The sequence below is a fragment of the Streptomyces sp. NPDC037013 genome (assembly GCF_055607265.1).
Map to the genome: position 1 here is coordinate 220,574 of NZ_JBVJRV010000003.1, position 22,206 is coordinate 242,779.

Below are 22,206 nucleotides of genomic sequence, written 5' to 3' on the forward strand. Positions count from 1 at the left end.
CTCTGGCGGCAGCCCCCCTACCGCCGCAACATCGTCACCACCGCCGCCCCGCCGAGCCCGATGTTGTGCGCGAGCCCCACCCGTGCCCCCTCGACCTGCCGGGCCCCGGCCTCGCCGCGCAGCTGCCAGGTGACCTCGGCGACCTGGGCGATGCCGGTCGCGCCCAGGGGGTGGCCCTTGGAGATGAGGCCGCCTGAGGGGTTGACCACCCACCGTCCGCCGTACGTCGTCGCGCCGCTCTCGACGAGCTTCCCGGACTCGCCCGCCGCGCACATGCCGAGCGCCTCGTACGTGAGGAGTTCGTTGATGGAGAAGCAGTCGTGCAGCTCGACGACGTCCACGTCCTCGATGCCGAGCCCCGACCTCTCGTACACCTGGCGGGCCGCCTCCCGTGACATCGGCTGTCCGACGGCGTCGACGCACGAGCCGGAGGCGAAGGACTCGCCGGTGTCGGTGGTCATGGCCTGGGCGGCGATCTCCACCGCACGCCCGGCGAGGCCGTGCCGTTCCACGAACCGTTCGGAGACGACGACCGCGGCCGCCGCGCCGTCCGAGGTCGGGGAGCACTGCAGCTTGGTCAGCGGGCGGTGGATCGTCCTGGCGGCGAGGACCTCGTCGACGGTGTACGCGTCCTGGAACTGTGCGTACGGATTGTTCGTGGAGTGCCGGTGGTTCTTGGCGCCGACCGCGGCGAGCTGTGCCTCGGTGGTGCCGTACTTCTCCATGTGTTCGCGGGCCGCGTTGCCGAAGATCTGTGCCGTCGGCGGGGTCATCTCGAAGCCGTGGCGCTCGGCCATGATCCCGTAGTGGCGTGCGACGGGTGAGGTCGCGAAGTCTCCCTCGCCCCCGCCGCCCAGGGAGCCGCGGGCCATCTTCTCGAAGCCGAGGGCGAGCACGCAGTCGTTCAGGCCGCCCTCGACGAACTGCCGGGCCATCATCAGGGCGGTCGAGCCGGTCGCGCAGTTGTTGTTGACGTTGTAGACGGGGACGCCGGTCAGGCCGAGTTCGTAGACGGCGCGCTGGCCCGCCGTCGAGGCCTGGAAGCAGTGGCCGACGGGGACCTGCTCCACCTGCTCGTACGAGATCCCGGCATCCGTGAGGGCCTTGGTGCCCGCCTCCTTGGCCATGTCCCAGTACTGCCACTCCCGCGTCTCGGGTTTCTCGAACGCGGTCATCCCGACACCGACGACGTACGCCTTCATGTGGGTCCCTTCCGTGGGCTGTGATGCCAGGGCTGTGCTGTCCGGGCTGTCATGTCAGGGCCGTGCTGTCAGTCCCGGGGCAGACCGAGCATCCGTTCGGCGACGACGTTGAGCTGGACCTGTGTGGTGCCGCCCGCGATGGTCAGGCAGCGGGACATCAGGAAGCCGTGCAGGGCCCGCTCCCCCGCGCCCTCGCGCACCGCGCCGGCCGGGCCGAGGAGTTCGAGGGTCAGCTCGGCGACCTTCTGCTGGTGCGCGGTCTGGACGAGTTTGCGGACCGAGGCGCCTGCGCCCGGCTCGGCGCCCGCCACCTGCTGCGTCGTGGTGCGCAGTCCGACGCAGGCGAGGGCGTGGGCCTCGGCGGCGAGCGCGCCGACGCGGGCGCGGCAGGCGTCGTCGAGTTCGCCGGCCCGCGCGACGAGCGCTTCGAGTCCGGTGTCGAAGGCCACCTGGTCGGCCATGTGGACGCGTTCGTTGCCCAGGGTGTGGCGGGCCACCCGCCAGCCGTCGTCGACGTCACCGACGACCGCGTCCGCGGGAAGCAGCACGTCGTCGAAGTACACCTCGTTGAAGAGGGATTCGCCGGTGATCTCCTTGAGGGGGCGGATGTCGATCCCCGGGGTGTTCCGCATGTCGACGAGGAAGTAGGTCAGGCCCCTGTGCTTGGGCGCCGAGGGGTCGGTGCGGGCGAGGAGGATGCCGTGGTCGGCCCATTGGGCGGCGCTCGTCCACACCTTCTGGCCGTTGACCCGCCAGCCGCCCTCGACGCGCTCGGCCCGGGTGCGCAGGGAGGCGAGGTCGGAGCCGGCGCCGGGTTCGCTGAAGAGCTGGCACCAGAGCAGCTCGCCGCGCAGGGTGGGCGCGAGGAAGCGTGCCCGCTGCTCCTCGGTGCCGTACGTCAGGAGGGAGGGGACCACCCAGGTGGCGATGCCGAGGTCGGCGACGCGCACCCCGGCGGACGCCAACTCCTCCTGGATCACGAGCTGTTCGACGGGCCCCGCGCCGAGGCCGTGGGGGGCGGGGAGGTGCGGGGCGGCGTAGCCGGTGGGGGCGAGGGCCTTGCGGGCGGCGGCCGGGTCGAGTCCGCGGGCGGGGGCGATGGCCGCGCGGGCGCGGGTGCGGTACTCCTCGGCCTCGGCCCGTGCCTCCTGCGGGAGTTCCAGGCGCAGTTCGCGGCGGGCGCCGCCGTGCGCGTGCCGTACGGCGCGCAGCCGGTGCGTGTCGCCGGTGCCGAGCAGCTGCCGGGCGACGAGGGCGCGGCGCAGGTAGAGGTGTGCGTCGTGTTCCCAGGTGAAGCCGGTGCCGCCAAGGATCTGTACGCAGTCCTTGGCGCAGGAGCAGGCGGCGTCCAGGGCCGTGGCCGCGGCGAGTGCGGTGGTCAGTCCGCGTACGTCGGCCGGCAGGTCCGGGTCGTCGGCGGCGCGGGCCGCGTCCCAGGCCAGGGCGCGGGCCTGTTCGAGGCGGACCAGCATGTCGGCGCAGAGGTGTTTGACGCCCTGGAACTGTCCGATGGGCCGCCCGAACTGCTCGCGCACCTTGGCGTGTTCGGCCGCGGTGTGCAACGCCCAGGCGGCGGTGCCGCACGCGTCGGCGGCGAACACGGCGGCGGCCAGGTCGCGGACGGTGGCCCCGTCCACGGCGAGCACCCGGTCGGCCGGCACGTGCGCGGCGTGCGCACTGACCTCGGCGGTCGGTCGCGTGGGGTCGGCGCTGCCGTGGGTACGTACGGTGAGCGCGGTGGCGTCGGCGGCCAGCCAGACGGGGCCGGTCGCGGTGGCGGCGGCGAGGACCAGGAGGTCGGCGTCGCCGCCGGAGAGCACGGGCGGCGCCGTGCCGTCGAGGACGTAGCCGTCGGGCACGGAGACGGCGGTGAGGGTGCCGGTGTCCAGGGCGACGGCTCCGACGAGGGTGCCGGCGGCGAGCCGGGCGGTGAGGGCGTGGGCGCCCGCGCGGTGCAGGACGAGTGAGGCGAGGGAGCTGGCCGCGTAGGGGCCGGGGAGGGCGGCGCGGGCCGCTTCTTCGATGGCCACCGCGAGGTCGACGAGGTCGCCGCCTCCGCCGCCGTGCTCCTCGGGCAGGTGGAGGCCGAGCAGGCCCTGTGCGGCGAGGCCGTCCCAGTGGGCGGGCCGACCGCCTCGGCGGGGGGTGTCCCCGGGCGGGCCGGGGGCGGGTTCCGGGGACTCCGGGAGCTCCGGGAGCTCCAGAGGCTCCGGGGGCTCGTCGAGCGGTCCGCGTATCTCTTCGTGGGGTACGGCGCGTGTGATCCAGCCGCGTACGGCCGCCGCCAACTCCCTTTGTTCCCGCGTGATTCCGATCCCCATGCGCATCCTCGCCGGTAGCCGCTGCCGGGACGGCGCCAGAGTAGAACACGTTTCAATCTGACGGAAGGTCAGGTACGGGGCCTCTTGGCGGGCCGGGTGATGACTCGGTTAACAACGGGTCAAGAGTTCCTCTCGTACGACATCCGTCGGAATAGTCGCCCCGGGAAACAGGTTCGAGCTACACGTACACGGTCACGGCCGCGTACCCACTCCTGCCGAGCCCTCTTCCGCCCCGGAGGCCCCAAGCAATGTCGATGTCGACGACCCACCCACGCGGCATACGCGGAGTCGTCCCCGTACTCGCCTTCTCCGGCATCGTCGTCGCGGTGATGCAGACCCTGCTCGTGCCGGTCATCAAGGACCTGCCCGAGCTGCTGCGCACCTCGCCGTCGAACGCCACCTGGGTCATGACGTCGACCCTGCTCGCGGGCGCGGTCTCCACGCCGATCATGGGCCGTCTCGGCGACCTCTATGGCAAGCGGAAGATGCTGCTCAGCAGCCTCGCCGTCATGGTGATCGGCTCGCTGATCTGCGGCTTCACCGACGATCTGATCGTGATGATCGTGGGCCGCGCGCTCCAGGGCTTCGCCATGGGCGCCATCCCGCTGGGCATCGGCCTGATGCGCGACGAGCTGCCCCGCGAGAAGCTCGGCTCCGCGATGGCCCTGATGAGCTCCTCCATCGGCGTCGGCGGCGGCCTCGCCCTGCCGGTCGCCGCGCTGGTCGCGCAGAACGCCGACTGGCACGCGCTGTTCTTCGGCGCGGCGGGCCTCGGCGTCCTCTCCATCCTGCTGACCCTCGTCTTCGTGCCGGAGAGCCCGGTCCGCGCCGAGGGCACCTTCGACGTACTCGGCGCGCTCGGCCTCTCCGCCGGCCTCGTCCTCTTCCTGCTGCCGATCACCAAGGGCAGCGACTGGGGCTGGTCCTCGACCACCACGCTCGGGCTCTTCGCCGCCGCGGCCGTCGTCCTCGTCCTGTGGGGCGTGATGGAGCTGCGCCTGAAGGCCCCGCTGGTGGACCTGCGCACCACGGCCCGCCGCTCGGTGCTCTTCACCAACCTCGCCTCGATCATGGTCGGCGTCGCCTTCTACGCCGTCTCGCTGGTCCTGCCCCAGCTGCTCCAGCTGCCCACCGCGACCGGCTACGGCCTCGGCCAGTCCATGGTCGTCGCGGGCCTGTGCGTGATGCCGCTCGGCCTGACGATGATGTTCACCGCGCCCGTCTACGCCCGCCTCTCGGCGAAGTACGGCCCGAAGGTGACCCTCATCCTCGGCATGCTGATCATCACGATCGGCTACGGCGCCGGGCTCGGCCTGATGAGCGCCGCCTGGCAGACGATCATCATCGCGGTCCTCCTCGGCGCTGGCATCGGCCTCGCCTACTCCTCGCTGCCCGCCCTCATCATCGGCTCCGTCGACCCGTCCGAGACGGGCGCGGCCAACGGCCTCAACACCCTGATGCGCTCCATCGGCACCTCGGTGTCGAGCGCCGTGATCGGCATGGTCCTGGCCAACACCGCGGACCACGTCGGCGGCCTCGCCGTGCCCACCATGCACGGCTTCCGCGTCTCGTTCCTGATCGCCGCGGGCGCGGTCGTCGTCGGCCTGCTCTTCGCCCTCATGCTGCCGTCCGCGCGCCGCCCGGCCACCACGCAGCTGCGCGCGAGCAGCGAGGAGGACGCCAACCTGGAGCGCGCGGCGCAGGTCCTGGCCGGCTTCCACGGCCGGGTGCACGGCGCGGACGGCACGCCCGTCGCCCGGGCCAAGGTCACGCTGATCGACCGCCGCGGCAAGCAGGCGGGCGCCGCCCTCACCGACGACGCGGGCCACTACTCCCTCGCCGTCCCGGCGGGCGGCTCCTACGTCCTCGCGGCCACCGCCACCGGCCACGCGCCGCGCGCCGAGGCGGCGGCCCACCACGGGGACGAGCGGCCGGTCCAGGTCGACCTGTCCCTGTCGGCGGCGACCGACGAGAGCGACGTACCGGCCTGAGGCCGGTGGACTGGGGTCGGTGGACTGGGGTCGGTGGACTGGGGGCGCTGGCCTGGGTCGGTGGACTGGGGGCGCTGGCCTGGGGTCGGTGCTCTGGGGGCGCTGGCCTGGGGTCGGTGGACTGGGGGCGCTGGCCTGGGGTCGGTGCTCTGGGGGCGCTGGCTTGAGGTCACCGGCCTGGGGCCGCGGGCCTGAGGTCACCGGCCAGGGGCCACCGGCCTGAAGCCACTGGCCCGAGGTCAACGGCCTGGGGCCACCGGTCTGGGGCCGCACACCCCCGTCACCCGGGTGGCGGGGGCGCCGTGCATCATGGCGGCCGTACGCACCGAGCATGCGCCCACCCACCGCACCCACCCACCCACACCTGGAGGAAGCCCGTGGCCATGGCCGTCGAGCCCAAGCCGGAGATCCTCGCCGCCTTCGAGGCCGCCAAGGGCTTCATGCCGCGCGGCGAGGGGCTCGCGCTGTACGCCGCCGCGACGGAGGCCGCCGCGCTCGGCCTGCCGCTCCTGGAGGTCGGCACGTACTGCGGCCGCTCCACGATCCTGCTGGCCGACGCGGCCCGGCAGGCCGGGGTGAGCGCCATCACCGTCGACCACCACCGCGGCAGCGAGGAGCAGCAGCCCGGCTGGGAGTACCACGACCCGGAGACGGTCGACCCCGAGGTCGGCCGGATGGACACGCTGCCCACGTTCCGGCGCACGCTGCACCGGGCGGGCCTGGAGGACCACGTGATCGCGATCGTGGGCCGTTCGCCGCAGGTGGCGAAGGCGTGGGGCGGCGAGCTCGGCCTGGTCTTCATCGACGGCGGCCACACGGACGAGCACGCCACGGCCGACTACGAGGGGTGGGCGCCGCACGTCGCGCGCGGCGGGCTCCTCGTCATCCACGACGTCTTTCCCGACCCCGTCGACATCATGACCGGGCAGGCCCCGTACCGCGTCTACCTCAGGGCCCTGGAGTCCGGCGCGTTCACCGAGGTCCCGGGGGTGGACTCGCTGCGCGTGCTGCGGCGAACGGGAGCGGGGATCTGACCTCGCCGATAGGCTCGCCCTCGTGTCGTACGTAGGTCCGGAATTCGATCCCTCCCAGCCGCCCAGGCGCAGCATCGGCCGTCCGCTGACGGTGACCGTCGCCGCGCTGGTCCCGACGTGCCTGGCGGGCTGGCTCGTCTATCAGGCCACGAGCGGGCCCGGGGGGAACGAGCCCGCGAGATCGCTGCCGGTGTCGTCGAGCGCGTCGGCCGACCGGGACCCGTCCTCCGGCGCCCCCTCGGCCTCCCGCCCCGCCTCCGGCAAGCCCGACAAGGACGACGAAAAGGGCAAGCACGGCAAGGGCCGGGACGGCGACGACAACGATTCGACTACGAAGCCGTCCGCGCACGGCCCCGCGCCGGGCGGCCCCCTCAAGGGCAAGGTGGTCGTGGTCGACCCGGGCCACAACCCGGGCAACTTCGGCCACACCGCGGAGATCAACCGCCTCGTCGACATCGGCACGAACCGCAAGGAGTGCGACACGACGGGCACGTCCACCAACGCCGGTTACACCGAGGCGAAGTTCACCCTCGACGTCTCCCGCCGCCTGCGCACGCTGCTCGAAAAGCAGGGCGCCACGGTCAAGTTCACCCAGGACGGCGACCGGCCCTGGGGACCCTGCGTCGACGAGCGCGCCCAGATCGGCAACAAGGCCCACGCCGACGCGGTGGTCTCCGTCCACGCAGACGGCTCCGCGGCCGGCAACCGCGGCTTCCACGTGATCCTGCCCGCCAAGGTGCGCTCCGGCGCGGCCGACACCTCCGCGATCGTCGCCCCCTCCAAGGAGTTGGGCGAACGGATCGCCGGGGAGTTCGTGCGCGTCACGGGCAGCGCCCCCTCCAACTACGTCGGCGGCGGCACCGGCCTCGACGTCCGCAGGGACCTCGGCGGCCTCAACCTCTCGACCGTCCCCAAGGTGTTCATCGAGTGCGGCAACATGCGGGACGCGAAGGACGCGGCCCTGCTGACCAGTGACGCGTGGCGGCAGAAGGCGGCGCAGGGGATTTCTGAGGGAATCGCGGGATTCCTGCAGGGTTAGGGGCGAGAACGTCATCGTTTCGAGGCGTGGACGTCTTTATCCCGAGCAGACACCCCACGGGTCCGGACGATATTGTCCTCCCTACGATGAGGGGCCACCCCCGCGCTTCGCGCACCGCGACACGACCGCGACTACGGCGACAGCGACGCCTCCACTGACGAGACGACTGACGAAGGACCTGAAGTGAATTTCCGCTCCCTCACTCGAGGCGACGGCGTGGTGATCGGAGCAGCGGTGTTGCTCTTCATCGCTTCGTTCCTCGGCACCTTTGACGGCGATGGCGACGATGTACCCAACGCCTGGGACAACGGCAACCTGCTGCTGAGCGTGTACCTGCTGGGCATCATCGGTGCGGTGCTCATCGTCCTGAACCGGGCGATGCCGCAGCCGCGCAAGATCGTCGGCCTTGACCTGGGACAGCTCGGCATCGCCTTCACCATCGCCGCCGCCTGGAGCTCGCTCGGTGCGATCTTCGACACCGGCCAGTCCTACGACGAGTTCATCAAGCTCCTGAACTCCAGGTTCGGCGGCGCCAGCAGCGGCCCCGACTCCCCCGACGTCGGCGTCGGCCTCATCCTCGGCCTGATCGCCGCCCTGGTGCTGGCTGCCGCCGCGGTGGCCACCCTGGCCGTCCCCGCCCTGAAGGCCCCCCTCATGGGCGGCCCGAAGCCGATGCCCCCGCAGCCCTACGGCGGCCAGCCCCAGGGCGGCTACGGCTACCCGGGTGCCGGTGCGGGTCAGCCGCAGCCGGGTGCGCCCTACGGCGGCCAGCCGGGTCAGCCGCAGGGACAGTCCTTCGGCGGGCAGCAGCCGCAGCCGCAGGCCGGGCAGACCCCGCCGCCCGCGCAGGCGCAGCCGGCCGGTGACTTCTCGCCGTTCTGGTTCGCCGTGCCGGTGCCGCGTCCGCTGTACGCGGAGGACGGCTCGCCCACGCCGATCGCCGAACTGGCCCCCGGCACCTGGTACTTGGCCGTCGAGCAGCGCGGTCCCGGTCTGGTGGCCCAGACGCAGGACGGTCGTCGCGGTGTCCTTCAGGACACCACGGGGATCCAGCGCGGCTGAGTCCAGCACAGCGGTTTCGCGGCCCCTCGCCCTTCCGGGCGGGGGGCCGTTGTCGTACAGTCACCCCCCGGCGCTCACCTGACGTACCCGTGGACCGCCGAGGCCTGGGGCTCGGACGCCTTCACGCCGCTGACCTGGATCGCCGCGTAGACCTCACGGATCCGGCCTGGCACAGCCGTCGCGCAGATGGCCGCGCGCCCCCCGTCACCACCGCCATGCACGCGCTCACCCTCGACCACCTCTCTGGCGGCCGGATGATGCTGGGCCTGGGGCTCTCCGGGCCGCAGGCCGTCCACGGCTGGATGGCAAGCACTTCCCGCAGCCGCCGCTGACCTCGATGCGGGAGTGAATGAGGGTGGTCCGACGGGTGCTCCGGCGCGAGGCCCTGGTGACGCTTGACTGGCGATTCCACCCGGTGCCGTTCACGGGGGACGACGAAGCCAGTCTGGACAAGCCGCTAGAGTCCATCACTCATCCCCTCATCCCCTGCCTCCCCATCGCTCTCGGCGCCGAAGGTCCCAAGAACGTCGCCCAGTCGATGCAGATCGCCAACGGCTTGCTGCTGCTGTACGGGGCGCTGCTGCCCGTCAAAGCAAAGTTCGGCTTCGACATCGGCGACATGGGCACGGAGCCCGGAACTTTCACGCCGACCTCATGGCCCGCGTGGGATACGCGGACAGAGCCCGGCGCCTCCTGAACTATTCATCGCGGGGCGAGATGCGGGGAGGCCTGAAAGCCGTGCCGGGCTCGTTTGCCGACGAGACCTCGCCGATCGGGCCGGGCGAGCGGACCATCGAGCGGCTCGACCTGTGGTGGAACAACCCGGTCATTTGTCTCATGGTCCTGACGGCAGACCCACGGAAGTCGCGGGTCCTGGCCGAGCACAACTCATAGACGCGTAAGAGGCATTGCTGAGCAGATACGTCCTTCATCGCCTCAGCCGACGCCACACTGCTGCGACCTCAGCTTGACAGACAACTCCAGACAACCACGCAAACCCTGATGGCCAGCCACCCCGAGCATCTGCGCGACGTGGCATCGTAAACAGCCCATGCCTGACTTGATGGAAATAGTCAGCGGCGCTCTAGCACGGCTCGAAGCGGCTGCACCACGCTCACCATCGTCGGTGACGCATGAGCATGACGCCCCGAGCGCCCAGGGCACAAGCATGGCCCGACGCAAGATGTAGGTAAACTAACGGGATTCCTGTGTCGGGGTGTTGGGGGTTAAGACATCAAGCGCCCTCTGCGAAGGCGCGGGAGCCTGGCGCGTTGCGTTCACCGCTCAGCGGCCGTACCGAATGGGCCAGCGAGGTTGACATGGCCGAAATAGGGCGGTTGACGTCGACACGAACGCGTAATATTTTCATCCGGAGTTAATTTCCAACCAAGCGCAATTACCCACTTGCATTGAAAGGCATTGACTGAAAATGAAGAGATTTCGAGCGTCGCTAGCAACCGTCGGCCTGCTGGCAACATCCCTCATCGGCATCAGCACATCCACCGCTAGCGCCCAGCCGGCTCACTGCGCATTTCCCGTTGGGCCAAATGTTTCTGACGGCAAAATGTCCGCCGTAAGGAATTTCAGCCTTCGCAGTGGCTGGTCATCCGACTGTAACGTAGTATCTTTGGTACCTAAGGGGAAGACACTGTACCTCTGGTGCTACGTCTTCAATTCACACGGCAATCAGTGGTTCCGTGTCCGTATTGCGGGAACAGAAATAGTGGGTTGGGCATACACTGACAACGTGCGTTGGGAATCGGGAGGCCTCGACCGATGCCCTGGGCTGTAGGGGTGTAGCTGAAAACATCCGATGTAGGGGATACTTCCCCGATCAGGCCAGAACCGCCCTCCGCGATCTACGGATACCGGGGCCTGTTCCCCTACATCGTCTGACGCGACGCCGCCAAGTAGCCGCAGAAGGTGTTCAGTTACTTGATGGCGTCGCCGAAAGAACCAACGATTCCGATCGCGAGTTGAGCCTGGTTGTGGGCTCGCCCATGCGCCGCCACGGCTGCGTTTGATTCGGTATCGACGAACTCACGGCCATCGTGAGGATGCCTGTTTGAAACGACCTATGCGCCCATCTAGGCTCGCATCGAAAGTCTCGGCGCCGACCATGAACGAATGCGGCCCTTGTGCTGGTCGCGGGCATCCCGCTGACCGAAAGGCACTGGCCAATGCGCCGCGCGGGCAGAGTGCGGGCCTCTCGCTCCAGGTGCAGCCCCGGGTCGAAATGGATGCCGCCAGGTCGAGGAGAACCTCGGCGCTTTCCGTCTTGGCCTCCGCACGGATCACGAGCGCCTACCCCGAAGTCTTACTGCTTGAGCTCAATCTGCTGCTGTCGTCCAGCACACCCCGAAGACCGACGTCCAATACCAGGGGAGCGCACCTGTTTCCGATCATCCACTGCCGCCTTTTCGGACGTACATAACCTGCAGAGGATTCTGCGCGGGCGGACGCGGCGGCGGCCACTTGATCACGTGGTACTTGGCCGTCGAGCAGCGCGGTCCCGGTCTGGTGGCCCAGACGCAGGACGGTCGTCGCGGCGTCCTTCAGGACACCACGGGGATCCAGCGCGGCTAGGTCCGGCGCACTGGTTTCGCGGCCCCTCGCCCTTCCGGGCGGGGGGCCGTTGCCGTACAGTCACCTCCCCGACACGCACCTGACGTACCGTCAGAACGCCTGGACCACGGGAGGACGCATGCGGCTCGGGCTCGCACTCGGCTACTGGGGGCGCGGCCCCGACCCCGGACACGTCGCCCTCGCCCAGGAGGCCGAGCGGCTCGGCTACGACTCCGTGTGGACCGCCGAAGCCTGGGGCTCGGACGCCTTCACGCCGCTGACCTGGATCGCCGCGCGGACCTCACGGATCCGGCTCGGCACGGCCGTCGCGCAGATGGCGGCCCGCTCCCCCGTCACCACCGCCATGCACGCGCTCACCCTCGACCACCTCTCCGGCGGCCGGATGATGCTGGGGCTCGGGCTCTCCGGGCCGCAGGTGGTGGAGGGGTGGTACGGGCGGCCGTTCCCCCGGTCGCCGCTGACCGCGACGCGGGAGTACGTCGAGGTGATCCGGCAGGTGCTGCGGCGCGAGGGGCCGGTGGAGGTGGCGGGACGGTTCCACTCCCATCCGTACGTGGGCGAGGACGGCACCGGACTCGGCAAGGCCCTCAAGCCGATCACCCATCCCCTCCGGTCCGATCTGCCGGTCCTGCTCGGCGCCGAGGGGCCGAAGAACATCGCACAGACCACGCGGATCGCGGACGGCTGGCTGCCGCTGTACTGGTCGCCGCTGCGGCCGGACGTGTACGAGGCCTCGCTCACCGACCTCCCCGAGGGGTTCCTCGTCGCCCCCATGGCCCGGGCCACGGTGTGCGACGACGTCGCCGAGGGCCTGCTGCCCGTCAAGGCCATGCTCGGTTTCTACATCGGCGGCATGGGCCACTCCGCCCGCAACTTCCACGCCGACCTGATGGCGCGCATGGGGTACGAGGCCGAGGCCCGGCGGATCCAGGAGCTCTTCCTCGCCGGGCGCAGGCAGGAGGCGGTGCTCGCCGTGCCGGACGCCTTCGCCGACGAGATCTCCCTGGTCGGCCCGCGCGCACGGATCGCGGAGCGGCTGGAGCTGTGGCGCAAGGGTCCGGTGACGGACCTGCTCGTACTCGCCCCGGACCCGCACACCCTGCGGGTCCTCGCCGAACTCAACTCGTAGGCCCCGCCTACCCCTTGGACAGCTCCCCGGCCGAGGGCACCTTGTCCTTGACCTCGGCGCCGGCGCTGCTGCCCGCGCCCTTGACGTCCTTGATGATGTCGTCGAAGGAGTTCACGACCGAGTCCGTCCCCTCGCCCTTGCGGAGCTTGGACGGGAGGTCCTTCAGCGCGTCGATGCCCGAGGAGAGCGGTGCCACGGCCTTGGCGAGGGTCGGGTCGCCCTGCGCGTTCTTCGTCGCGGCCTTCAGCCTGTTGTACGTGAACGCCCCCGCGAGCCCTGCCTTGACGAGCGCGAACTTGCGGCCGTGGGCGCCCTTCTTGAACTTGCCGGCGCGGAACGGCTTCACGATCCACTGGTAGGTCGCGCCCGCGGCGAGGCCCGCGTTGGCGACGAAGCGGGTCTTGGCGAACTTCTGCTTCTCCTGGCTGGGGCTGGCGGACGGCGCCGACGCGGCGGCGGTGTCCTCACCGCTGCCGCTGCCGCAGGCCGTCGCGCCGACCAGCAGGGTGCAGCAGAGCGTGAGGGAGACTCCGGCGCGGCGGACGGGAACGGAGCTGAGCACGGACGGCCTCCAGACGAGAGCTGAGCGGGCCGCGCGGGAGCGCGGTCCTTCTCCGCAGCCTCACCCCGGCCGCCCCGCCCCGCCAGCGGGACGGGCCCGTACGGGTTTCAAGGGGGAGCTGCCTGGTATCCGGTCCTTATGTCTCCCACACGGCACTCCCACGGCAGCACTGCGGGACGGGTCATAGCGCTCGTCGCCGATGTCATGGCCGCCATACTCGGCCTGTGGATCCTGATGTACCTCCTGGACGCGAACCGGGCCAACGACCTCGTCCAGTTCATCCACGACGTGGCCCGCTGGCTGGCCGGCTGGTCCCATGACCTGTTCACGTTCGACGAGGACTGGGCGCGCGTCGTCGCGGGCTACGGCCTGGCCGCCGTCGTCTACCTGCTCGTCGGCCATGCCCTCGCGAACCGCCTGCGCCGCTACTGAGGCACGCGCCCGCCCCACAGCACACCCGTCCCATGACCCGGGGGTCCGGGGGGCACCCCCGGGAAAGACACAGCACGTTCGACGAGGACTGGGCGCGCGTCGTCGCGGGCTACGGCCTCGCCGCGGTCGTCTACCTGCTCGTCGGCCATGCCCTCGCCGGCCGCCTGCGGCGCTACTGAGCGGCGCCGCAGCAGTCCGGGGCCAGCCCCCGCGGCAACCGGTCGCCGGAGAAGACGGCACAGGTCGCCTCGTCGCCGCCGAGCGCCGCCACCGCGAGCAGCAGCGAGCCCGCGGTCCAGGTGGTGAGCTCCTCCGGCCAGATGGCGTTGTCGTCGAAGACGTAGCCCGTCCAGTACAGGCCCGACTCCGGGTCGCGCAGGTGCTGGATGGACTGGAGGATCTCCAGGGCGCGGTCCGACTCCCCCAGCACCCACAGGGCGAGGGCGAGTTCGGCGCTCTCGCCGCCGGTGACCCAGGGGTTGGGCACCACACAGCGCACCCCGAGGCCCGGGACCACGAAGCGGTCCCACCCCTCGGCTATGCGGGACTTCGCCTCGGGGCCGGTGACCGCGCCGGCCAGGACCGGGTAGTACCAGTCCATCGAGTAGCGGTCCTTGTCGAGGAAGCGCTCGGGGTGGTGGGCGATCGCGTGCGCGAGGGCGCCGGCCGCCAGCTCCCAGTCGGGCTGCGGCTCGTCGCGCTGTTCGGCGATGGCGAGGGCGCAGCGCAGCGCCTGGTGGATGGAGGAGGAGCCGGTCAGGAGCGCGTCCGTGACGGGCGTGCCGTCGTCCTCCCGCTTCCAGCCGATCTGCCCGCCGGGCTGCTGGAGCGCGAGGACGAACTCGACGGCGGCGACCACGGCGGGCCACATGCGGTCCAGGAACGCCTCGTCGCCGGTGGAGAGGTAGTGGTGCCAGACGCCGACGGCGAGGTAGGCGCAGAAGTTGGTCTCGCGGCCCCGGTCGGTGATGTCGTGCGGGTCGCCGTCGGCGTACGCCGCGTACCAGGAGCCGTCGGGGTTCTGGTGGCGCACGAGCCAGTCGTAGGCGCGCTCGGCGGCGGCGTGCTCGCCCGCCGCGTCGAGCGCCATCGCGGCCTCGGTGTGGTCCCACGGGTCGAGGTGGTGGCCGCGGAACCACGGGATGGCGCCGTCCTCGCGCTGCACGGCGAGGATGCCGCGCACCGTCGCCGCGGCCTGATCCGCCGTCAGGACGCCGGGCAGGATGAGGTGTTCGGTCCGCTCGGGGCTCGTCACTTGGCGTCCGCCGCGGCGTCGGCCGAGGCCTTCGGCAGGTGCGGCTTGGTGGCGTAGGCGACGAAGCTCTTGCCGACCACGGGGTTGAGCAGCTGCTCCGCCACGCGGGTGGCGAGAGGCTTTTTCATGATGTCCCAGACGAGGAGCTTGTGGTACGCGCGGACCGGCAGCGCCTTGTCGTTGTCGACGCCGAAGGCGCACTTGAGCCACCAGTACGGCGAGTGCAGCGCGTGCGCGTGGTGCGTGCCGTACGGCTTGAGCCCGGCCTCCCTCATCCGCCCGAGCAGCTCGTCCGCCTTGTAGATGCGGATGTGGCCGCCCTCGACCTCGTGGTAGGCGTCGGAGAGGGCCCAGCAGACCTTCTCCGGGCCGTAGCGCGGGACGGTGACGGCGATGCGGCCGCCCGGCTTGAGGACGCGCACCATCTCGGCGAGGACCCCCTTGTCGTCGGGGATGTGCTCCATCACCTCGGAGATGATCACGACGTCGAACGACGCGTCGGGGAAGGGGAGGTTGAGCGCGTCGCCCTCCATCGCCGTGGCCGTCGCGCCCGCCGGGGCCTCGCCCGCCTCCTTCATCGCGGCGAACCACTTGGCGACCTCGCGGATCTCCTCGCCGTTCTGGTCGAGGGCCACCACCTGGGCGCCGCGCCGGTAGCACTCGAACGCGTGCCGGCCCGCGCCGCAGCCCAGGTCGAGTACGCGGTCGCCGGCGGCGAGCGGGAAACGGGTGAAGTCGACGGTCAGCACGTGGCCCTGCTTTCGTGGTGAGGTCCTGCAACTTCGGGGGCAGCCGCGGCCGCCGGAACGGCGTGGCCGCGGGCGACCGCGCGGCCGGCGCCGCCGGCCGCCGAGCGGTCGATCGCCGCGCGGTACAGCTCGGCGGTGCCCTGGGCGGCGCGGGCCCAGGTGAACTTGGCGAGCACGCGTGCGCGTCCCGCCGCGCCGAGCCTGGCCCGCAGTCCGGCGTCGCCGAGGAGCCGGTTCAGTCCGAGCGCCAGCGCCCCGGCGTCGCCCGGCGGCACCGCGAGGCAGGTCTCGCCGTCGGTCCCGGCGACCTCGGGGATCGCGCCGCCGGTGGTGGCGAGGAGTGGCGTGCCGGTGGCCATCGCCTCCGCCGCGGGCAGCGAGAACCCCTCGTACAGCGAAGGGACGCAGGCGACCTGCGCGGAGCGGACGAGGTCGACGAGTTCGGCGTCGGTGATGCCCTTGACGAACTCGACGGCGCCGGCCAGGCCGTGCCGCTCGATGGCCTGCGCGACCGGTCCGTCCTCGGCGCGCTTGCCGACGACGACGAGGTGGGCGGCGGGGTTCTCGGTGCGGACCTTGGCGAGCGCCTCGATGAGGAAGACCAGGCCCTTGAGGGGGACGTCGGCGCTGGACGTGGTCACGATGCGGCCCGGCACCTCGGGGACCGACGGGTCGGGCGAGAAGAGGTCGGTGTCGGCGCCGATGTGGACGACGCTGATGCGGTCGTCCCGGACGCCGAGGTGGTCGACGATCTCCTGGCGCGAGCTGCCGGAGACGGTGAGGACGGACGGCAGGCGGCGGGCGACGCGCTTCTGCATGCGGGTGAACGCGTACCAGCGGCGCACCGAGAGGCGGCGCTTGAGGCCGGGTGCGGCGTCCAGCTCCAGCTGCCGGTCGACGGTGATGGGGTGGTGGATGGTGGTGACCAGGGGCGCGCCGAGGTCGCCGAGGAGGCCGTAGCCGAGGGTCTGGTTGTCGTGCACGACGTCGAACTCGCCGCGCCGGGCGCGCAGATGGCGCCGGGCCCGCAGGCTGAAGGTGACGGGCTCGGGGAAGCCGCCGGTCCACATCGTCGCGACCTCGAGGGCGTCGATCCAGTCGCGGTACTCGTCCCGCTTGGGGGTGCGGAAGGGGTCGGGCGAGCGGTAGAGGTCGAGGCTGGGCAGCTCGGTGAGTTTGAGGCCGTCGAGCCCCTCGCCCTCGTCGAGTACGGGGTAGGGCTGCGCGCCGATGACCTCGACGCTGTGGCCGAGCCGGGCGAGCTCGCGCGAGAGATGGCGGACGTAGACGCCCTGTCCCCCGCAGAACGGGTTCCCTTTGTACGTGAGGAGAGCGATGCGCAGCGGACGTTCGCCGTCGTCGCCAGAGCCCTTTCGGGGGCCTGCCTCCATGGCCTCAGCGGTCACTCTCGGGCCCCCTTCTCCCTGCAGTTCTCCGCGAGGTTACGCCGGGACGGTAATCTAGAACAAGTTTCAGACTTGATCGTTGAATGATCGCTGAACGAGCTCTGAATCTACCGGCAGGTAGGCGAGGTGTACGGCCCGGATCAGGTGATTCGCGCCACGACGGGCTCCCTGCCATGCTGTGCGATCTCGGGAGGCGTTTTCAAAGGGGCATCGACATGACAGCGGAAGCCAAGGCGGCGAACCCGGCGGCGCCGCCCCTCACCGAGCGCCAGGAGGCGCGCCGCCGCCGCATCCTGCACGCCAGCGCCCAACTGGCCAGCAGGGGTGGCTTCGACGCCGTGCAGATGCGGGAGGTCGCCGAGGCCGCCGGCGTCGCCCTCGGCACCCTCTACCGCTACTTCCCCTCCAAGGTCCACCTGCTGGTCGCCACCATGCAGGACCAGCTCCAGCACATGCACACGACCATCAGGAAACGCCCCCCGGCCGGGGAGACACCCGCCGAGCGGGTCTCGGAGACGCTGATGCGGGCGTTCCGCGCGCTGCAGCGCGAGCCGCATCTGGCGGACGCGATGGTACGGGCCCTGACCTTCGCGGACCGTTCGGTCAGCCCCGAGGTCGACACCGTCTCGCGGCTGACGACGGCGATCATCCTGGACGCGATGGGCCTGACGGAGACGCCGACCGCCCGGCAGCTCTCCGCGGTGCGGGTCATCGAGCACACCTGGCACTCCGCGCTGATCACCTGGCTCTCCGGCCGCGCCTCGATCGCCCAGGTGAAGATCGACATCGAGACGGTGTGCGGGCTCATCAACCTCACGGCGGAGCCCCGGGGCTAATCGCATCGCCCCTCCGTCTGCGGCACGGGGGGCGCACAGTCGTATGGCAAATGCGCCCCCGAACTCCCCCTTGGCCAGTTCTCTGCGTCACGACGGGGGTACTCGCCGCTATGAATGTTCAGCGTGCTTGAACGGAGCAACCGGAGCGGGGAGCTGGAGGGGCAGAGCGTGATCCGGGTCCTTCTCGTGCACGACGCCTGTCTACTGCGAATGGCTCTGGCGGAAAAACTCGCCCATGAGCCGGATCTGGAGGTGTTCCACGCGCCGTGGTCACACGCGCGCGGCCGTCAACGCAGCGTACGGCCGGACCTGTGCGTGGTCGACCTCGACGACGAGGCGACGTACGCACACGCTCCGCTCGGCGAACTGACCGGGCCATCGGCACTGGGGAGGGGGTGCCGCGTGCTGGTGCTCGCCACCGCGAACAGGCCCGGTCAGTTACGGCGGGCGGCGGAGGCCGACGCACTCGGCTATGTGAACAAGGCGAGCCCGCCGGAGCGGCTGCTCGCCGGGATCAGACAGGTGGCGGCGGGCCGGCGGTTCGTCGACGAATCGCTGGGCTTCGGCTTCCTCAAGGCGGCGCAGATGCCGCTCACCCGGCGGGAGTTGAGTGTGCTGTCACTCGCCGCGGGGGGCGCGTCGGTCGCCGAGATCGCCAGCAGCCTCCATCTGTCCAACGGAACGGTGCGCAACTACATGGCCGCGATCACCCGCAAGACCGGGGCGCGGAACAGGATCGACGCGATACGGATCTCGCAGGGCGAAGGGTGGGTGTGACGTGGCGCTCGTCCCGTCCCAGTCGCCCGCGCCGTTGAGGTCACGATAGAGAGGCGAACGCTCCAACAGCTCGTCGTGCCGCCCGCACAGGGCGTGCGCTCCGTCCATCACCAGGACGCGGTCGGCACGGCGGGCCGAACTGATGCGGTGGGCGATCACCACCAGGGTGCCGCCGGGGCGGGCCGCGAAGGCCCGCTCGGCGCGCGACTCGGCGACCGGGTCGAGATGACAGGTCGCCTCGTCGAGGACGGCCAGCGGGGCGGCCGAAAGATAGGCACGGACCAGTGCGATCAACTGCCGTTCGCCCGCCGAGAGTTCGGCGGGCACGAGCTCCGCGTCGAGGCCGCCGAGCCGCTCCACGAGCGGGGTGAGGCCGACCGTCTCCGCGGCGGCGAGCATCTCGTCCTTCGCGACCGGGTCCGCGCGCAGGTAGCGCAGGTTGTCGCGGAGCGTCCCGGTGAAGACGTACGCCTCCTGGGGGATGAGCACGCGCCGCCCCACGGCTGCCGTGCCGTGCACCGGCAGCCCGTCGACGCGCACCTCTCCCGCGTCGGGTTCGAGGAGCCCTGCGACAATTCCGGCCAAGGTCGACTTCCCGATGCCGCTGGGCCCGACGACGGCGAGATGCTCGCCCCGGGCGACGGTGAGCCCCAGGTCACGCAGGACGGGTTCGGCGTGGGGGCCGTAGGCGAAGGTGAGGGAGGAGAGGTGGAGGGCAGGGGGCTCGGCACCCTGTACGCCCGCCGCGTCCGCGGTCTCCGTGGCCTCACCCGCACCCCTGGCACCGCCCGTATCCGGGGCCTCTCCTGCACCGCCCGTATCCCCGGCATCCCCTACGCCCCCCGCGTCCCCGGCTTCCGTCGGCGGGTCCCACATCAGGCGGCGCAGCACGATCGCCAGGCGGGAGCCGCTCGCTCCCAGGCCGTGCACCAGGTTGTGCAGGGCCGGGAGCAGTGCCTGGGTGACGTAGGCGAGGGCTCCCACGAGGGCGCCCGGTGTCACCCCGCGGTCCAGGAGCCAGGGCGCGGTGGCGAGGAGCAGGACGAGCGGGAGCTGCCCGCCGACGGCGAGGGCCGCCGTGCGCAGGACACCCCAGCGGGCGAGGGCGCCGGCCGTCGCGTACTCCCTGCCGATGCCGCGGTCAAGCTCCTCGGCCACGTCCTCTTCCGCGCCGGCCGCCGCGACGTCCCGCAACCCCGGGCTCACGACGCCCAGTTGGCCCGCGAGGCGCTCGTCCGCGACCAGGAACTCGTCCTGGCGCCGGGCCAGCGGGCGCAGCGTGGCCACGAAGAGCCCGATGCCGGCGAGCAGCGGCGGCGCCACCACCAGGAGCAGCAGCGGATCCAGGGAGAAGAGGCCGACCAGCGCGCCCACCGCCGTGAAGACGAAGGAGCGGGAGACCATCACCAGGCCCGCGAAGGTGTCCCTGGCGATCTCCACCTGCTGGGTCAGCCGGGAGACGGCGGCGCCGTCCGCCTCCCGCAGTCCCCGGCCGACGACCTGCCGCACCAGGGTGTCCCGCAGCGGTTCCACCAGGTCGGCGACGGCGCGGTAGACCCGCCCTGTGCCGTACGCGGCGAGCAGCACGCCGAGCGCCGCGGCGCCCAGCCAGCCGAGGCCGACCGCCTCGCGCCCGTCGAGGAACCCGTCGTCCAGGGCGCGGGCGAGGGCGTATCCGGTGAGGAACGTCTGACCGGTCTCCAGGACGGACCAGAACGCGAGCCGCGCCACCACCGGCCACCTGCGCCACAGGAACCGGATGCCGCGACGGTAAGGACCCCTGGGCGCCTCTGCCCCGCTCACGCGCCGAACACCTCCCGGTACTCGGGGCGTCGCCACAGTTCGGCGTGGGTGCCGACCGCCCGGATGCGGCCCTCGTGCAGCCAGGCCACCGCGTCCGCGCGGGCCGCCGTCGCCGCCCGGTGGGCGATGATCAGCCGGCTGCGGTGCGGGGTGGGGCGGAGCAGGGCCTCGGCGATGTGGTGTTCGGTCACCGTGTCCAGGCTCGACATCGCGTCGTCGAGGATCAGCAGCCGCCCGTCGCGGGCGAACGCCCTTGCCAGGCCGAGGCGTTGGGCCTCGCCGCCGGAGAGCGGGGCGTCGGCGCAGCGGGTGGCGTAGCCGTCGGGGAGGCGGGTGACGAAGGTGTCGGCGCGGGCGGCGCGGGCCGCCTCGCGGACCCGGTCGGGTGCCGGGCGCGGGGAGCCGAAGCCGATCGTGCCCTCAAGGGTCTCGCCGAGCAGGGCGGGCCGTTCGAAGGCGTAGCCGATCTCGCGGCGCAGTTCCTCGCGGCCGAGCGTGTGCAGGGGCACGCCGTCCAGGCGTACGACTCCGTCGTCGGGGTCGGCGAGCCGTCCGGCGAGGGAGGCGAGGAGCGACTTGCCCGCGCCGGACCGGCCGACGACGGCGACGGTCCGCCCGGCGGGGACCGTCAGGTCGACGCCGTCGAGCACGGCGCGTCCGCCGCGGCGGGCCGTGACGCCGCGCAGTTCCAGGAGGCCGCCCCCGGCGGGCAGTCGGGCCGTGCCGTATGCGGTCGGGGGCTCCGCGAGCACCTCGTCGAGGCGCCGGGCGGCGGCCCGCGCGCGCACCAGGCCGCTGAGCTGTCCGACGAGCATGCCGATGCCGGTGGCGAGCACCGCGTACCGGGAGGCGGCGAGCAGGTCGCCGACGCTGATGCGGTGCTCGAGGACGAGGTGGCCGGCGACCGCGGCGACGGCGATCTGCAGGAGCGGCGCGACGGCGACGGCCTGGGCCTGGGAGCGGCCCTGGACCTGCCACATGCGGCGGCCGTGGCGGGCGAGTTCGGGGAGCGGCCCGAGGACGCGGGCCGCCTCCTTGTCCTCGGTGTGCGCCGCCGCGATGGTCCGTGCCCCGCCGATGGCCTCGCCGAGGCGGCCGGCGATGTCCCCTTGGACGTGCTGGTAGCGGGCGACGCAGTCGGAGGAGACGCGGACGAACGCGCGAAGGAGCAGGAAGAGGACGGGTGCCCCGACGGCGAAGACCACGGCGAGCCATACGTCGATCAGGGCGAGGGCGACGATGGCGCCGACCGGGGTGACCAGGGCGGCGAGGAGGGCGGCGGCGGTGGCGGGCGCGATGCCCGCGTGCGCCGCGTTGTCGATGAGGCGGGCCACGAGGTCGCCGGGGGCGAAGCGGGCGGTGGTGCGCGGTCCGACGGCGAGGACGTGGCGGATGACGCGGCCGCGCAGCCAGGCCGTGGTGCGGGCGTTGGTGGTGCCGGTGAGGACGCCGTCGACGGCGTCGAGGAGCGCGCTGGTGCCGATCAGGGCGGCGCAGAGGACGATCCAGCGGGTGGCGCCGGTGTCGTCGCCGCCGGTGAGGTGGCCGGTGAGGACGGCGTCCAGGGCGCGGCCGATGGCCAGCGGCAGGAAGAGGGTCGCGGCCGAACCGGCGACGGCGCACAGGGCGAGGACCGTGCAGCGGGCGGCGCTGTACCGGGCCGCCGCGCCGAGCAGGCGGGTGTCCGCGGCGGGTCGGTGCGGGCGTGGGGTCGTCGTCGCCATGCGGTGCGGGTCTCCGTCGCCTCGTCGTGTGCCTGGGTCTCGCGGGCCCTGGTCTTTAGGTGGCGGGGGCGGACGGGCCCGGGCGGCCCCTTGCGGGGTGCCGCCCGGGCCTTCAGTGCCGTGCCGCTCAGATGCGGTCGGGCATCAGAGACAGAGCAGGACGCTCGCGTCGCTCCAGCAGAGGAGGAGGCTGGCCAGGCTCGCGCCGCCACCGCCGCCGCCACCGGTCATCTCGTCGGACTCCATGCTCTGCAGGTCGAGAAGTGCCATGAGAATTCCCTCTCTCTAAGGGGAGTAG

17 protein-coding genes and 2 pseudogenes are annotated in these 22,206 nt (G+C 71.8%); 10 read left to right on the forward strand and 9 right to left on the reverse strand.

Features of this window, described 5'->3' with window-relative positions:
* Positions 1 to 17 precede the first annotated feature (17 nt).
* Positions 18 to 1,202 (reverse strand): lipid-transfer protein, encoded by a 1,185-nt coding sequence (locus ACZ7DY_RS10910; RefSeq protein ID WP_471132905.1) that lies wholly within the window; start codon positions 1,200 to 1,202, stop codon positions 18 to 20.
* Between the two features lie 68 nt (positions 1,203 to 1,270).
* Positions 1,271 to 3,523 carry an acyl-CoA dehydrogenase gene (locus tag ACZ7DY_RS10915; protein WP_471132908.1) on the reverse strand — a complete coding sequence of 751 codons (2,253 nt, stop codon included), beginning with the start codon at positions 3,521 to 3,523 and terminating at the stop codon, positions 1,271 to 1,273.
* A gap of 248 nt (positions 3,524 to 3,771) precedes the next feature.
* On the opposite strand from ACZ7DY_RS10915, the gene ACZ7DY_RS10920 reads away from it, so the two are divergent.
* The 6 genes and pseudogenes from ACZ7DY_RS10920 (at position 3,772) to ACZ7DY_RS10945 (ending at position 12,364) form a co-directional block, all read left to right on the forward strand.
* Positions 3,772 to 5,514: an MFS transporter gene (locus ACZ7DY_RS10920; protein ID WP_471132910.1), complete on the forward strand. Its 1,743-nt coding sequence runs from the start codon at positions 3,772 to 3,774 to the stop codon at positions 5,512 to 5,514.
* A gap of 383 nt (positions 5,515 to 5,897) precedes the next feature.
* Complete coding sequence (locus ACZ7DY_RS10925; RefSeq protein WP_471132912.1) at positions 5,898 to 6,548, forward strand: class I SAM-dependent methyltransferase; 651 nt, start codon at positions 5,898 to 5,900, stop codon at positions 6,546 to 6,548.
* A gap of 22 nt (positions 6,549 to 6,570) precedes the next feature.
* Entirely contained in the window at positions 6,571 to 7,587 is a 1,017-nt protein-coding gene (locus tag ACZ7DY_RS10930; RefSeq protein WP_471132915.1) for an N-acetylmuramoyl-L-alanine amidase, read from the forward strand.
* 183 nt (positions 7,588 to 7,770) lie between these two features.
* The gene (locus ACZ7DY_RS10935) at positions 7,771 to 8,649 is read left to right on the forward strand and encodes a hypothetical protein (RefSeq protein WP_471132918.1); all 879 of its coding nucleotides are present in this window, start codon (positions 7,771 to 7,773) and stop codon (positions 8,647 to 8,649) included.
* 90 nt (positions 8,650 to 8,739) lie between these two features.
* Positions 8,740 to 9,543: pseudogene (locus ACZ7DY_RS10940) on the forward strand (LLM class flavin-dependent oxidoreductase); the annotation flags it as partial.
* A gap of 1,810 nt (positions 9,544 to 11,353) precedes the next feature.
* Positions 11,354 to 12,364: an LLM class F420-dependent oxidoreductase gene (locus ACZ7DY_RS10945; RefSeq protein ID WP_471132920.1), complete on the forward strand. Its 1,011-nt coding sequence runs from the start codon at positions 11,354 to 11,356 to the stop codon at positions 12,362 to 12,364.
* Between the two features lie 7 nt (positions 12,365 to 12,371).
* Here ACZ7DY_RS10945 and ACZ7DY_RS10950 read toward each other — a convergent pair whose 3' ends face one another.
* Positions 12,372 to 12,926: a hypothetical protein gene (locus ACZ7DY_RS10950; protein WP_471132922.1), complete on the reverse strand. Its 555-nt coding sequence runs from the start codon at positions 12,924 to 12,926 to the stop codon at positions 12,372 to 12,374.
* Between the two features lie 138 nt (positions 12,927 to 13,064).
* Between ACZ7DY_RS10950 and ACZ7DY_RS10955 the strand changes: the two genes are divergently transcribed.
* A complete protein-coding gene (locus ACZ7DY_RS10955; protein ID WP_471132925.1) occupies positions 13,065 to 13,358 on the forward strand; it encodes a hypothetical protein in 294 nt (97 codons plus the stop codon).
* Positions 13,359 to 13,390: 32 nt separating this feature from the next.
* Positions 13,391 to 13,537, forward strand: a complete 147-nt coding sequence (locus ACZ7DY_RS10960; RefSeq protein WP_471134596.1) for a hypothetical protein — start codon at positions 13,391 to 13,393, stop codon at positions 13,535 to 13,537.
* On the opposite strand, the gene ACZ7DY_RS10965 is transcribed toward ACZ7DY_RS10960, so the two are convergent.
* From ACZ7DY_RS10965 to ACZ7DY_RS10975, 3 genes are read right to left on the reverse strand one after another with little or no spacing between them, the layout of a single operon-like run.
* Positions 13,531 to 14,613 (reverse strand): prenyltransferase/squalene oxidase repeat-containing protein, encoded by a 1,083-nt coding sequence (locus tag ACZ7DY_RS10965; protein WP_471132928.1) that lies wholly within the window; start codon positions 14,611 to 14,613, stop codon positions 13,531 to 13,533. The two genes, ACZ7DY_RS10960 and ACZ7DY_RS10965, sit on opposite strands and share 7 nt — an antisense overlap.
* Positions 14,610 to 15,362: a class I SAM-dependent methyltransferase gene (locus ACZ7DY_RS10970; protein WP_471132931.1), complete on the reverse strand. Its 753-nt coding sequence runs from the start codon at positions 15,360 to 15,362 to the stop codon at positions 14,610 to 14,612. Before ACZ7DY_RS10970 ends, ACZ7DY_RS10965 begins: the two co-directional genes overlap by 4 nt.
* On the reverse strand, positions 15,356 to 16,768 hold the full coding sequence (locus ACZ7DY_RS10975; protein WP_471132934.1) for a glycosyltransferase family 4 protein: 1,413 nt from the start codon (positions 16,766 to 16,768) through the stop codon (positions 15,356 to 15,358). Before ACZ7DY_RS10975 ends, ACZ7DY_RS10970 begins: the two co-directional genes overlap by 7 nt.
* Before the next feature lie 215 nt (positions 16,769 to 16,983).
* On the opposite strand from ACZ7DY_RS10975, the gene ACZ7DY_RS10980 reads away from it, so the two are divergent.
* Both ACZ7DY_RS10980 and ACZ7DY_RS10985 read left to right on the forward strand, forming a co-directional pair.
* Complete coding sequence (locus tag ACZ7DY_RS10980) at positions 16,984 to 17,604, forward strand: TetR family transcriptional regulator (RefSeq protein ID WP_471132936.1); 621 nt, start codon at positions 16,984 to 16,986, stop codon at positions 17,602 to 17,604.
* A gap of 210 nt (positions 17,605 to 17,814) precedes the next feature.
* Positions 17,815 to 18,297: pseudogene (locus tag ACZ7DY_RS10985) on the forward strand (LuxR C-terminal-related transcriptional regulator); the annotation flags it as partial.
* On the opposite strand, the gene ACZ7DY_RS10990 reads toward ACZ7DY_RS10985, so the two are convergent.
* From ACZ7DY_RS10990 to ACZ7DY_RS11000, 3 genes are all read right to left on the reverse strand, one after another.
* Entirely contained in the window at positions 18,223 to 20,184 is a 1,962-nt protein-coding gene (locus ACZ7DY_RS10990) for an ATP-binding cassette domain-containing protein (RefSeq protein WP_471132938.1), read from the reverse strand. The pseudogene ACZ7DY_RS10985 and the gene ACZ7DY_RS10990 overlap by 75 nt on opposite strands.
* Positions 20,181 to 21,908 (reverse strand): ABC transporter ATP-binding protein, encoded by a 1,728-nt coding sequence (locus ACZ7DY_RS10995; protein ID WP_471132940.1) that lies wholly within the window; start codon positions 21,906 to 21,908, stop codon positions 20,181 to 20,183. Before ACZ7DY_RS10995 ends, ACZ7DY_RS10990 begins: the two co-directional genes overlap by 4 nt.
* A gap of 144 nt (positions 21,909 to 22,052) precedes the next feature.
* Positions 22,053 to 22,178: a SapB/AmfS family lanthipeptide gene (locus ACZ7DY_RS11000; protein WP_471132942.1), complete on the reverse strand. Its 126-nt coding sequence runs from the start codon at positions 22,176 to 22,178 to the stop codon at positions 22,053 to 22,055.
* Between the last annotated feature and the right edge of the window lie 28 nt (positions 22,179 to 22,206).